This is a genomic window from Niallia oryzisoli (genome assembly GCF_043641075.1).
In the GTDB taxonomy this organism is placed as follows: Bacteria; Bacillota; Bacilli; order Bacillales; family Cytobacillaceae; genus Bacillus_BD; species Bacillus_BD oryzisoli_A.
The window spans coordinates 37,544-50,715 of sequence record NZ_JBHZRC010000017.1 but is presented as its reverse complement, the minus strand read 5'-3'; the positions used below and the strand labels follow the sequence as shown (position 1 = coordinate 50,715).

Sequence of the window (13,172 nt, the reverse complement as noted above, 5' to 3'; positions counted from 1 at the left end):
AGACTCAGCATGACTGCTAATCGTAAACGACTGCTATTTGTCTTCCTTGCTCTTGTTGTCCTATTGGCTGGTTTTTTCGTATATAAACAACTGCTTCAGGATAAACCAAAGGTGATTGTTGTCGTAAAAGAGAAAGATATAGAATTCTGGGAAATTGTGAAGGCTGGCGCAGATAAAGGGTTTGAGGATTTTGGGGTTGATGGAAAGGTTCTCGCACCGAAAAATGGAACGCCAGAAGAACAAAGTAAAATATTAAACCAAGCCTTAAAAGAAAATCCAGATTTATTAATTGTCTCTCCATTAGGTACCGATATTTTGCTAGATTTAGAAAAGTATACTGAGAGAAACATACCCGTATTACTTATTGATTCAAATGCTCCATGGGAACATAAAACCGCTTATATCGGAACAGATAATCTCGTATTAGGCGAAAAAGCAGGAATTCTAATGGCATCAAAGCTGCAGCCAGGTGAAAAGGTAGCGCTTCTTGGCAGGAACAAGTCATTTGCAGAAAAGGATCGATTGATTGGTGCGAGAAAAAGTTTAGAAGCAGCGGGGATTCAAGTTGCAGCGGAATATGGAGATAATCTGGAGATAGGTAATAAAAACGTTCAAAAAATTAAGAAGGTAGTAGACAATATCATTGAGGAACACCCTGATCTTAAGGGAATTATCACGACAACAGATTCTATAGCTATTCCGGCGATAAAGAGTATCGAAGAGCACAAGCTTGAGATACCTGTAACCGGTACAGATGGAATAAGAGAAATGCTTGAATATATAAAGGATGGAGATCTAAACATTTCAGTATCGCAAAATCCATATGATATGGGGTATTTAAGTGTTGAAACAGCAGATAAAGTGCTGAAGGGAAAAAAGGTGAAACAGAATATTGACAGTGGAGTAGATATCATTACAAAAGGCAATGCCGAAGAACGGTTGGAGTTTTATAATAATATATTAAAAAAATAATAGTTTCTTTATAGTCCCGTATATTGTGAGGGACTATTTTTGTGTGATGGAGTTGAAGTGGTACATTGGAAATGAGTAAATGTAAGTAAACAATCAGAAGGTGGGAAAGCGAATGTCGGAATTAGCTAATCACTATCCAATTATTTCAGATATGCAAAAAGGTCATGAGGTTGTCTGGTTTAATCCTGCAATCAACCATGATGGCTCATCAGACCTTACAGCTGCTGATATTGAGGAGGCACGGAAAAGGGTTGAGCGATTCGCTCCATATTTAGAAAAGGTGTTTCCTGAAACAGCCGAAAATAAAGGCATGATTGAATCACCGCTGAAGGAGATTCCAAGGATGAAGGCAGCTCTTGAATCCTATTATGACAAGGGGCTTGAAGGAAGGCTGCTTTTAAAATGTGACAGTCATTTGCCTATTTCGGGCTCTATTAAAGCAAGAGGTGGTATCTATGAGGTATTGTACTTTGCGGAAAAAATTGCCCTTGAAAATGGGGATTTATCAATCGGTGATGACTATTCAATATTGGCGGACGAAAAATACAAGCAGCTTTTTTCAAACTACTCCATAGCAGTAGGGTCGACAGGAAACCTGGGCCTAAGTATCGGGATCATGAGTGCCAAGCTTGGCTTCAATGTAACGGTACATATGTCCGCAGATGCAAGACAATGGAAAAAGGACCTACTGCGTGAAAAGGGAGTCACCGTGATTGAGTATGAGGCCGATTATGAAAAGGCAGTAGAGGCAGGCAGAAAACAAGCAAGTCAAAATCCAAACTGTCTTTTTATCGATGATGAGAACTCAAAAACCCTCTTTTTAGGATATGCGGTTGCGGCTAAACGAGTTGCAGCTCAGTTGAAGGAGCAAAATATCACGGTCGATGCTGAGCATCCGTTATTTGTTTATCTTCCCTGCGGTGTAGGTGGAGGTCCAGGAGGTGTAGCATTTGGGCTCAAACAAATCTACGGCCCCCATGTCCATTGCCTTTTTGCCGAGCCAGTTCAGGCTCCATGTATGCTGTTAGGGGTCATGACAGGCCTGCAGCATAACATATCTGTGCAGGATATCGGATTGACTGGCCGAACAGCTGCAGATGGATTGGCGGTTGGCAGAGCATCAGGGTTTGTCGGACAGATTGTTGGCAATCAGCTGGATGGGATTTTCACTGTTCAGGATGATCGTTTATTCCAATTTCTTTCATTATTAGCGAAGGAGGAACAAATTGAAATTGAGCCCTCAGCAGCGGCAGGATTCCCTGGATATTTCTATACCCAGGAGAATCAGGACTATTATAATCGAATCGGACGGAAGGCAATGAACCAATCAACGCATATCATCTGGGCAACGGGCGGCAGTATGGTGCCAAAGGCCGAAATGGAAGGATACATTGCAAAAGGAAATGAACTGAATAGGACTGAATGATGTGTCAGGCCCTCCTAACTTGCCCACTCATTGGACATCTCCCCCGCATACTTTAATGAAGGTAAGATAAATAAATGAATAAGGGAGAGGTATGATTATGATGGATCCAAGACAATATGGCGGACATCACGAAGGGCATCACGGCGGATATCATGGCGATCATCACGGCGGATATCATGGAGATCATCATGGCGGACATCACGGCGGACACCACGGAGGTCATCATGGCGGGTATTTCGGAGGCTACCATGGAGGACACCACCACGGTGGATATCCTAGTGCACCATTTGTTGGCGGCTTATTAGGTGGTTTGACGATAGGAGCATTGGCAAATCCAGGCGTCGGCTATGGCGGTTATCCATCCCCTGCGCCATACCCATATCCTTATCCAACACAATATAATCCATATTCCGGATATCCATACTATTAAGTATTGAAGGGCTATACAAAGAAATCCCCCCTATTCCATTGAACAGGGGGGATTATTTATTTTAAAAGTGCCTTTCTTTTTTGAACGGTAATGGAGACTGCTTTATGTTGTGAACTGCATTTTACGACTAAGACAAATCCTGCTGTCAATAGACTAAATAGAAAGGCTATAACACCTATCCAAGAGAAGTGGTCCCAAAAATATCCGCCGAACGAGCCGACCAAAGAAGATCCTAAATAATAAAAAAGTAAATATAGTGAGGAGGCCTGTGCCTTGTTCTCTTTAGCACGTTCGGTCACTAAGGCGCTAACAATCGAATGGGCCGCAAAGAAGCCAAAGGTAAAGATGGAGATTCCAATGATTTTACTAATTAAATTTGGGAACAGAGTAATCACTGCACCTGTGATAGTGATCAGAAATGACATCTTTAAAATCAGACTCGTTCCATATTGCTTTGCTTTCTTACCCATATAGATAGAGCTAAAGGTGCCAAATAAATAAACAATAAAAATAAGGCCAATGATTGTTTGACTAAGAAGATAGGGCGGCTGCATAAGTGAAAAACCAATATAATTGTACATCGTGACAAAGCTTCCCATTAATAAAAAGCCAAGGATAAACAGGAAATTGATGTTCCTATTCATAAGATGCATTTGATAGGATGGCCAGATTGCTTTCCATTCGATGCGCTTGTTGTCCGTCGTGCTTGGTGCAGGAAGCATATACCAAAATAAAAGACTTAATACTAATGAGATGATTCCAATTGCAGCAAAAGCGAGCCTCCATGAAAAAAGATCTGTTAATAATCCGGTGAATAGTCTCCCTGTCATCCCTCCGATACTTGATCCTGAAATATAAAAGCCCATAATCATAACACGATCCTTAGGACTGAATTCTTTTCCGATAAAGGCCATGGCAATGGATGGAACACCGGAAACAACTATCCCCAGCAGGGCTCTAAAGACTAATAGCATCATGAAGCTGGAGCTAAAGGATGTTACGATGCCAAGAATGGAGGTAAAAACCATTGAAAGGACCATCATTCGTTTCGTTCCGATTCGATCAGAAAGAGTTGCGGCAGCTAACATGGAAAAGGCAAGTAAACCTGTTGTGAAGGACAATGTTAAACTGGCAGCTGGTGCTGAAACAGCAAATTCCTTTGAAAAAAGTGGTAATGTTGGCTGAACCGTATATATGGCGGCAAATGTAACGAGACCCGCGATAAGAAAGGCAAGCTTTGCCTGTTTAAATTCCTTTGAACCTGCTTGTATATAGGTCATTGCAATTCCCCATTTCCATTCATTACATATGATTTCTTACTATACTCTGTGATATTTCATGTGTCTAATTTATAATAATTATGAGTATGATGCATTTCGGTTATGATGATGGGAGGACGGGAGAATGGAATGGCATCAGTTGGAAAATTTTATAGCTGTAGCAAAATATAAGCATTTTACGAAAGCCGCTAAACACCAATCAATTTCACAACCGGCTTTAAGCCGATCAATCATAAAATTAGAGCAGGAATTAGGGGTTTCCTTATTTTACCGCGACGGAAAAACAGTGAGGCTAACCAGGTATGGTGAACTCTTTTTAAAAAAGGCACAGCAGGCACAAGTAGCCATTCAGGAGGGAATTGAAGAGATTCAAGAAAAGATAGCTGTTGATACCGGTGAAATATCCGTTGCTTTTCTTCATACACTCGGACCGCATTTGATTCCAAATTTAATTGCAAGCTATAAAAAGCTATATCCCAATATTACGTTTCAGCTTTACCAGGGCGCGAATGATTACATACTAGAACAGGTTGAAAAAGGGGTAGCAGATATGTGCTTATCGTTACCGCGAGCAGATAACGAACGTATCGAGTCAACGGTTTTACGTACAGAAACATTGTACGTAGTCGTACCGAAACAGCATCGGCTTGCTGAAAATTCTGCTGTTTCCATTAAGAGCTTGGAGAAGGAAGAATTCATTTGCTTTAAAAAGGGCTTTGGACTTCGTTACATTTTTGATGAAATGTGCGCCTATGTAAATATGAATCCAACTATTACCTTCGAAGGAGAAGAAGCGGCAACGGTAGCTGGATTCGTTATGAAAGGATTGGGAATAGCGGTTCTGCCGAAAATTAGCGATATTATGTTTGATAATCTTTGCTTTCTAGAAATTACAGATTATCCCTGTCAAAGAAGCATTGCGTTGTCAACTTTATCTGAGCTAACGTTATCTCCTGTAGCAAAAAGGTTTAAATCCTTTGTCATCGAACATTTTCCAACCCTTGAAATGGAAAAGTAGGCTGTGTCAGGTTGTTTCTTAATGTAACTATAGGATAGAATGAGAAGATAGTAATAATATAGTAGTATAATGATAGGGAGAATGGAATATGTATGGAGTAGTATCGAATCGATTTCGGTTTTGGGTCTTAGTCGTCACGGTAGCTGTTTCAGGATTTTCTCAAGGAATGCTGACTCCCCTAATAGCGATCATCTTTGAACAAGATGGAATCCCGTCATCTGTTAATGGCCTCCATGCAACATCCATCTATATTGGGATGCTTGCCGCCGCGCCGTTTATGGAAAAGCCAATTCGGAAATTTGGTTATAAGCCTGTCATACTGACCGGTGGACTGATAGTTATTACAGCCCTTGCGCTTTTTCCGTTATGGAGATCAATCTGGTTTTGGTTTGTGCTCCGGCTGTTAGTCGGTATCGGTGACAATATGCTTCACTTTGGAAGTCAGACATGGATTACCTCCTTTTCACCAAATCATAAAAGAGGGCGGAATATTTCTCTTTATGGTTTATTTTTTGGTTTAGGCTTTGCTGGAGGACCGATGATGACCCGCTTTTTAGAGATCAATGAAGCTTTACCGTTTATGATAGCAGCGGGGGTAAGTCTATTAGTCTGGCTGCCGTTATTTTTGCTAAAGAATGAGTTCCCGGAAAAAAGTGAAGAGAAAAGCTCGTTCTTTGGGACCTTCAGCAGGTTTGGCAAGGCATGGAAATATGGGTGGATCGCATTCCTGTTTCCGTTTTGCTATGGTTTTTTAGAGGCCTCATTAAACGGCAGTTTTCCGGTTTATGGGTTAAGAATTGGAATTGATGCCCAAAACGTAGCCTTTATTTTACCCGCCTTTGCGATTGGCAGCATTGTGTTTCAATTGCCTTTAGGAATGCTAAGTGATTGTTATGGAAGAAGAAGAATTCTGATGGTTGCTTTGGTGGTTGGATTTTCGTCGTTTATGGCCGCAGGGCTATTGCATGAGTCGGTAATCGGGTTAGCTGCCTGCTTTTTCATCGCCGGCATGCTGGTCGGCTCTACCTTTTCACTCGGTGTATCGTATATGGTAGATTTAGTTCCCAAGCATCTGCTGACAGCGGGTAATATCATGTGCAGCATTCTATTTAGTATCGGCAGTATCAGTGGTCCGTTTATCGGCGGCTTAATGATGCAATATGTAAAGGAGATTAACCTCTTTTTCACGATAAGCATGATGCTAGGAATTGTTTTGATAGCACTTATTTCGTTTAGGCCTAATAGAGAAGCCGCTAACTTGAATAAAACTGCATAATGGGTGTCAGGCACCGCAAAAAGACAGATTCTAGGAATCTGTCTTTTTGTGGTGCCTGACACCTTTTAAAATCTTATACCTTCAAAAATACGTATACTCTTGTCCCCCTGTTAATATGATGAAAAGTAGTAATGCTCTTTCTATTTATAATCTATGAGGGGGAAAAAGAGATGAAAGCTTGGAAGGGTAAGGTCGTTTTACTATGTTTGCTCGCCTTTATCATGATTTTCACAAGTGCTTGTAATTCTGGAACAAAGGAAACCTCCAATGAAACAAAGGAGGATCCAATCAAAATCGGGGTTCTAGCATCTCAGACTGGTGCATTAGAATCCTATGGGGAGCAGACATTACGCGGATTTGAGCTTGGTTTAGATTATGCAACAGATGGAAAACGAGAAGTGGCAGGTAGAAAAATAGAGTTCATTGTGGAGGATACAGAAACCAAACCGGAGGTAGCTGTTCAAAAGGCTACAAAGCTATTAGAAGAGGATGAGGTTGATTTCCTAGTTGGTTCATCAAGCTCAGGCGATACATTGGCTGTCCTGCCGCTTGCAGAGGAATATGAAAAAATTATGGTGGTAGAGCCTGCGGTGGCTGATAGTATTACAGGTTCAGAGTTTAATCCGTATATTTTCCGTACAGCCCGGAACTCCTCGCAGGATGCAGTAGCCGGTGCAGCTGCGATAGCGGGTAAAGGTGTGAAAATAGCGACGCTTGCTCCGGATAACTCATTCGGACGCGATGGGGTGGCTGCTTTTACAGAAAGCGCAAAGAAGCTGGGTGCTGAGATTGTTCATGAGGAATATGCCGACCCGGCTGCAACTGACTTTACATCAAATGTCCAAAAGGTAGTGGAATCAGACCCTGATTACTTATTCGTTATTTGGGCCGGTGCCAATACACCTTGGACGCAAATTGCTGATATGAAGGTACAGGAAAAAGGCATCAAAATTTCGACTGGTGCACCGGATATTGCTGCACTTGGCACAATGGAGCCGTTAGTTGGAATGGAAGGGTTTACGGTTTACTATCATGAGCTGCCAAAGAATAAAATTAATGATTGGCTTGTTGAAGAGCATAAGAAACGCTTTGACGGAGATGTTCCGGATCTCTTTACGCCTGGTGGAATGAGTGCGGCCATTGCCATTGTTGAAGCCATTAAGAAAACAGAGGGCAATACAGACACAGACAAACTGATTGAAACAATGGAAGGAATGAGCTTCGATACGCCAAAAGGAGAAATGACCTTCCGCAAAGAGGATCACCAAGCCCTGCAAACCCTTTATGCGATTAAGCTGGAGAAAAAAGAGGGAGTACCGTATCCTGTTCCAGTCTTAATCCGTGAATTAACACCGGAAGAAACAGCACCGCCGATTAGAAATAAATAGAATCAACGTGTACTAAGGTTTAGGAAATGAGGCCGGACCACCTATAAAGGCCGGCCTCAGGTCATTCTCACGCAAGGTGGTGTTCAGGATGAATAGTATAATCGAGACCCGCGATTTATCCATTTCCTTTGGCGGACATACAGTTGTTGATTCGGTCAGCCTTTCCGTTCCAACGAATCATTTTAAATCGATTATTGGTCCAAATGGTGCAGGAAAAACAACCTTTTTTAATTTATTAAGCGGACAATTGCTGCCGACAAAAGGAGAGATTTTCCTAAAGGGGGAAAATATCACGAATCTTTCTCCTGTTAAAAGAACAAGAAAAGGAATCGGCCGATCCTTTCAAATTACAAATGTTTTTCCAAACCTTACGGTGCTTGAAAATGTGAGACTGGCCGTCCAATCGCAGGCAGGGATTCGCTATCAAATGATGATTCATTTTCGAAAATATAAAGAGCTGGAGCTTGAAGCAGAGGAATGGCTCAGGACTGTCCTATTAGAATCCAAGAAGGATACATTGGCAAAGAATCTTGCCCACGGAGAAAAGCGGAAATTGGAAATCGCCATGCTGCTGGCGCTAAATACAGAGGTGCTGCTGCTGGATGAGCCGACAGCCGGTATGTCGCTGGAAGATGTACCAGCTATATTAGAAGTGATTAAAAGGATAAAGGAAAAAGGCGACCGCACGATTCTTCTCATCGAGCACAAGATGGATATGATTCTGGATTTATCTGATTCTGTGATGGTGTTATATAACGGTGCGTTATTAGCAGATGGAACACCAGAAGAGATTATGAAAAATGAAATCGTCCAGTCCGCATATTTAGGAGGTCATTTTGATGGTACATCTTCGTCTGCATCAGATTGAAACCTATATCGGCCAATACCATATTCTCCAGGGGATTTCCTTTGAAGCGAAGAAAGGAGAAGTCACGGTGTTATTAGGGAGAAATGGTGCCGGGAAAACGACGACATTGCGAACAATTATGGGATTGAATCCTGCATCGAAGGGGATTGTCGAATTTAACGGGGAAGAGATTCAAGGATATCCGACGTATACGATTGCCCAGAAAGGAATTGGCTACGTTCCGGAGGATCAAGGGATTTTCGCTCAGCTGACAGTAGAAGAAAATATGAAAGTAGCAATTAAGAAGGATAATGCTGCAACACAAGAAAAACTCGACTATATTCTCAATCTTTTTCCTGATCTGAAGAAGTTTTGGAAACGGCAAGGAGGTTTATTGAGCGGCGGGCAAAAGCAAATGTTATCAATGGCACGCAGCTTTATCAATGATAATCAGCTCCTCCTCATTGATGAACCAAGCAAGGGGCTTGCCCCGATTATGGTCGAAAAGGTAATGGAATCCATTATGCAAATGAAGGAGCAGACCACGATTGTACTGGTAGAGCAAAACTTTATGATGGCAAGTACGATTGGAGATTACTTCTATATTATCGATGATGGTAAAACCGTACACAACGGGACAATGGATGTGCTAAAAGAGGATGAGGAAATGCGCCGCAAGTATTTAGGAATCTCCTAAGGGGGAGTGGAAAGAAATGGATGTATTTTTTAATTTAACGTTAAATGGTCTGGCAACAGGGATGCTAATCTTTCTTCTTGCTGCTGGTTTAACATTAATATTTGGCTTAATGGATGTGCTTAATTTTGCCCACGGCGGTTTATTTGCTTGGGGAGCCTATAGCGGAATATGGATTTATTCTTCAACAGGCAGCTTTTTAATCGGAATGATTGGCGCTGTTGCAACCGGTTTTCTGCTCGGCTGGTTAACGGAGAAATGGATTATTAAGCCGGTATATGGCAATCATGTACAACAAATATTGATTACATTAGGACTTATGCTGGTTTTATCAGAATTATTAAAAGTAGTCTGGGGCCCCAACCAAATTTCCGCCTCACCCCCTGATGTTTTGAAGGGAAGCTGGGAAGTAGCGGGAATTGTGATTATTAAGTATCGTGTGTTTATCATTGCTGTCGGGCTGCTGATGTTCTTCGTAGTACAGTACATCCTTAAAAATACGAAGATTGGTTTAGTGGTTCGTGCTGGTGTGATGAACAAGGAAATGGTTCAAGCTTTGGGAATCAATATTCAAAAGGTCTTTATGTTTGTCTTTATGGCCGGAGCTGGAATGGCGGCACTCGGTGGGATATTATTAGGTCCCTATTCTGGTGTGATCCATGCGGAAATGGGAATGGAATTTGCGATCCTTGCGTTTATTGTGGTGGTGATTGGCGGAATGGGCAGTTTCCCAGGCTCCATTTTGGCTGCCATCCTAGTCGGACTATCCGGTTCCTTTATGGCTTACTATGTACCCGATTTAAGTCTTGCAGTGAATATGCTGCTAATGGCTGTTGTCCTTATTTTTAGACCGCAGGGACTATTCGGGTTAAAGGGGTGAGATAATGTTGGGATTAACGAAGACACGCAGCTACCTCTATTTGCTTACAGCTCTTTTCCTCCTTATATTTCCGTTTGTTTACGAATCGCGAACGCTGCTTATTTTGCTGACGCAGGTGTTTATTTTTGCGATGTTTGCGATGAGCTATGACCTGCTGCTAGGCTATACAGGAATTGTTTCTTTTGGGCATGCCATGTTTTTTGGAATCGGAGCTTATACGATTGGAATCTTTATGAAGAGCTTTGAACCCTCCATTTTCTATCTGATCCTTGCCAGTATCGTGACAGTCCTGTTAACGGGGATCATCAGCTTTTTCATTGGCCTGCTCACACTCCGTCTGAAAAGTCACTTCTATGCCATGCTGACGCTCGCCTTTTCCGGCTTATTTCTTGTTCTTGCTGAAAAATGGAGAACCTTGACCTATGGAAATGATGGTTTTACCTTTAGAGTACCAGATCTATTAAAGGATCGAACGGACTTTTATCTGATTAGTCTCGTACTTATGCTGTTGATTTTTCTTGGTCTAAGAAGGTTCATCCAATCCCCTCTTGGCCGCGTCGTACAGGCGATAAGAGAAAACGAGCAAAGAACAGAATCGCTTGGATATAATGTTCTTCATTATAAAATCATTGCCAGTGTGGTATCGGGTGTTATTGCTGGTATTGCTGGGATGCTTTATTCTATTTCACTAAGGTTTGTGAATACGAGTGTTTTTTCAATTGATATTACGTTAGATGCCCTTTTAATGACGATAATCGGTGGTGTCGGAACCCTTATCGGAGCGGTAATCGGTTCTGGAATTATTGAATTTGCCCACCATTGGTTAACAGAAATGGCGAAAACACATTGGATTTTTGAAAGATGGATTATTTTCTTTGGGATTATCTATATCCTTGCTGTCATGTTTTTCCCTCAGGGAATTGTGGGAACAGTAAAGAATTTGAAATTCAAGAAAAAAGACAGGAGTCAAAATACTCAAGCATGAGTAACTGATTTCTGTTGAAGAACCATAAAGTCAGAGGTGAACAGATGCAAATCGGAATTGTAAGTACGGGAATTTATTTGCCTGAAAAAGTAATATCAGGTGAGAAAATTGCAAAAATGGCAGGAATTCCAAAAGAGGTCGTGGAAAACAAAATGGGGATAAAGAAAAAAACAATTCCGGGACCTGAGGACCATACCTGTGAAATGGGTGTGCAAGCAGCAAAGAAAGCCATCAGTAAGGCGGGAATTGATCCGTTGGAAATTGATTTAGTCATCTATATTGGAGAAGAACATAAGGAGTACCCCTTGTGGACTGCAGGGATTAAGCTGCAGGAGGAGATAGGGGCTTATAACGCCTGGGCCTTTGATGCGGCATTAAGATGTGGGACAACGATCATGGCTTTAAAGGTTGCAAAGGATATGATGACCTCTGACCCATCGATAAATACAGTGCTGCTTGCCGGTGGATATCGTAACGGCGACTTTATTGACTACAGGAACAAAAGAACCCAGTTTATGTTTAACCTTGGTGCCGGCGGTGGAGCGATTCTTTTAAAAAAAGGACATAGAAAGAACGTGATCCTAGAATCGAAGCTCATTACCGATGGTTCTTTTTCAGAGGATGTGGTAGTCGTTGCTGGCGGTACTAAGCATCCGCTAACAAATGAAAATCTGTCTCTTCATAAACTCGATGTAACGGATTTAGAAGGAATGAAGGCGAGATTAGAACAGAAATCGATGGTTAACTTTTTAAAGGTAATCCGCACATCACTGGCGAATAGCGGATATTCCGAGAAGGACATACGTTATCTTGGTTTGCTGCATATGAAACGATCGGCGCATGAGTATGTTTTAAAGGAATTAGGATTATCATCGGAGCAATCTATCTATCTCGAGGAATATGGTCATATTGGGCAGATGGATCAGATTTTATCACTAGAGCTAGCTGAGCAGGAAGGGAAGCTTAAAGATGGTGATATTGTCGTATTGGTCAGTGCTGGCATTGGCTATGCGTGGGGAGCAACAACAATACGATGGGGAGAGGAAGAGGCTGAATGACCTTATCTAATATCAAATATAACTATGTAACACTACCAAATGGAGAAACCATTGCCTACCAGGAAAGAGAAGGCGGGGAGAAAAAGGTATTGCTTATTCATGGGAATATGATCTCTTCGAAGCATTGGGATCTTGTTATAGAACAGATGGACCCAAGCTATAAAATATACGCAGTTGATATGAGAGGATTTGGTCAATCCTCCTATCATAACAGAATTCAATCGATTAAAGATTTTTCGGATGATATAAAGGGGGTTGTGGATGCGATTGGTTTAAAAGACTTCGCCATTATAGGCTGGTCAACCGGGGGAAGCGTTAGCATGCAGTTTGTGGCAGATTATCCGGGATACTGCTCAAAGCTAGTGCTGCTGGAATCTACTTCAACGAGAGGTGTACCTTTTTATGGCACAAGGGAGGATGGACAGCCGGACTTTGAGAATCGCTACACAACGTTTGAACAAATAAAGAACGACAAGGATAAAATCCTTCCTACTCAGCGTGCCTACGACACAAAGGATCATGCATTCTTAAAAGCCGTCTGGAATGCCGTAATTTATACAAAAATTCAACCAAGTGAAGATAAATATGAAGAATACGTTAATGATATGCTGACGCAAAGAAACCTCGCAGAAGTGTACCATGCTTTAAATACCTTCAATATAAGTGAAAAGCACAATGGATTACTTGAAGGAAACGGCCTCGTCAAGAATATTACCATTCCGGTGCTGGTACTTCGCGGTGATCGTGATTATGTCATCCCTGAGCAAATGGCAGAGGAGATCGTAGAGGATATTGGAAAGAATGCCAGATTTGTAGAGTTAGAGGATTGTGGTCATTCACCGTTAATCGACGATTTGGACCAGATGCTCCAAGTAATATCCGAATTTTTAGAGGAATAAAGACATTGAAGCGGGGAAG

General features: G+C 41.8%; 13 protein-coding genes. 12 read left to right on the top strand and 1 reads right to left on the bottom strand.

Features of this window, described 5'->3' with window-relative positions:
* Positions 1-9 precede the first annotated feature (9 nt).
* From ACHUFV_RS25115 to ACHUFV_RS25105, 3 genes are all read left to right on the top strand, one after another.
* A complete protein-coding gene (locus tag ACHUFV_RS25115) occupies positions 10-972 on the top strand; it encodes a sugar ABC transporter substrate-binding protein (protein ID WP_394239036.1) in 963 nt (320 codons plus the stop codon).
* Positions 973-1,084: 112 nt separating this feature from the next.
* The gene (locus ACHUFV_RS25110; RefSeq protein WP_394239034.1) at positions 1,085-2,398 is read left to right on the top strand and encodes a D-serine ammonia-lyase; all 1,314 of its coding nucleotides are present in this window, start codon (positions 1,085-1,087) and stop codon (positions 2,396-2,398) included.
* Between the two features lie 97 nt (positions 2,399-2,495).
* Complete coding sequence (locus ACHUFV_RS25105; RefSeq protein ID WP_394239032.1) at positions 2,496-2,828, top strand: hypothetical protein; 333 nt, start codon at positions 2,496-2,498, stop codon at positions 2,826-2,828.
* Positions 2,829-2,884: 56 nt separating this feature from the next.
* Here the strand turns inward: ACHUFV_RS25105 and ACHUFV_RS25100 are convergent, their stop codons facing one another.
* Positions 2,885-4,108, bottom strand: a complete 1,224-nt coding sequence (locus tag ACHUFV_RS25100; RefSeq protein ID WP_394239030.1) for an MFS transporter — start codon at positions 4,106-4,108, stop codon at positions 2,885-2,887.
* 124 nt (positions 4,109-4,232) lie between these two features.
* Here ACHUFV_RS25100 and ACHUFV_RS25095 point away from each other — a divergent pair, with 124 nt between their 5' ends.
* The 9 genes from ACHUFV_RS25095 to phaZ all read left to right on the top strand — a co-directional run bounded on the left by ACHUFV_RS25095 (position 4,233) and on the right by phaZ (position 13,153).
* A complete protein-coding gene (locus ACHUFV_RS25095; RefSeq protein ID WP_394239028.1) occupies positions 4,233-5,126 on the top strand; it encodes a LysR family transcriptional regulator in 894 nt (297 codons plus the stop codon).
* Positions 5,127-5,214: 88 nt separating this feature from the next.
* Positions 5,215-6,402, top strand: coding sequence for an MFS transporter (locus tag ACHUFV_RS25090; protein ID WP_394239026.1), 1,188 nt, complete (start codon positions 5,215-5,217; stop codon positions 6,400-6,402).
* 170 nt (positions 6,403-6,572) lie between these two features.
* Entirely contained in the window at positions 6,573-7,790 is a 1,218-nt protein-coding gene (locus tag ACHUFV_RS25085) for a substrate-binding domain-containing protein (protein ID WP_394239025.1), read from the top strand.
* Positions 7,791-7,878: 88 nt separating this feature from the next.
* Positions 7,879-8,658, top strand: a complete 780-nt coding sequence (locus ACHUFV_RS25080) for an ABC transporter ATP-binding protein (RefSeq protein WP_394239024.1) — start codon at positions 7,879-7,881, stop codon at positions 8,656-8,658.
* Positions 8,630-9,334 carry an ABC transporter ATP-binding protein gene (locus ACHUFV_RS25075; RefSeq protein ID WP_394239022.1) on the top strand — a complete coding sequence of 235 codons (705 nt, stop codon included), beginning with the start codon at positions 8,630-8,632 and terminating at the stop codon, positions 9,332-9,334. The genes ACHUFV_RS25080 and ACHUFV_RS25075 overlap by 29 nt, the downstream gene beginning before the upstream one ends.
* A 16-nt stretch (positions 9,335-9,350) precedes the next feature.
* Positions 9,351-10,211, top strand: a complete 861-nt coding sequence (locus ACHUFV_RS25070; protein ID WP_394239020.1) for a branched-chain amino acid ABC transporter permease — start codon at positions 9,351-9,353, stop codon at positions 10,209-10,211.
* Between the two features lie 4 nt (positions 10,212-10,215).
* Positions 10,216-11,196 carry a branched-chain amino acid ABC transporter permease gene (locus ACHUFV_RS25065; protein ID WP_394239018.1) on the top strand — a complete coding sequence of 327 codons (981 nt, stop codon included), beginning with the start codon at positions 10,216-10,218 and terminating at the stop codon, positions 11,194-11,196.
* A gap of 44 nt (positions 11,197-11,240) precedes the next feature.
* Entirely contained in the window at positions 11,241-12,254 is a 1,014-nt protein-coding gene (locus ACHUFV_RS25060) for a 3-oxoacyl-ACP synthase (RefSeq protein WP_394239016.1), read from the top strand.
* Entirely contained in the window at positions 12,251-13,153 is a 903-nt protein-coding gene (gene phaZ, locus ACHUFV_RS25055; protein WP_394239014.1) for an intracellular short-chain-length polyhydroxyalkanoate depolymerase, read from the top strand. Before ACHUFV_RS25060 ends, phaZ begins: the two co-directional genes overlap by 4 nt.
* The last annotated feature ends 19 nt before the right edge of the window (positions 13,154-13,172 follow it).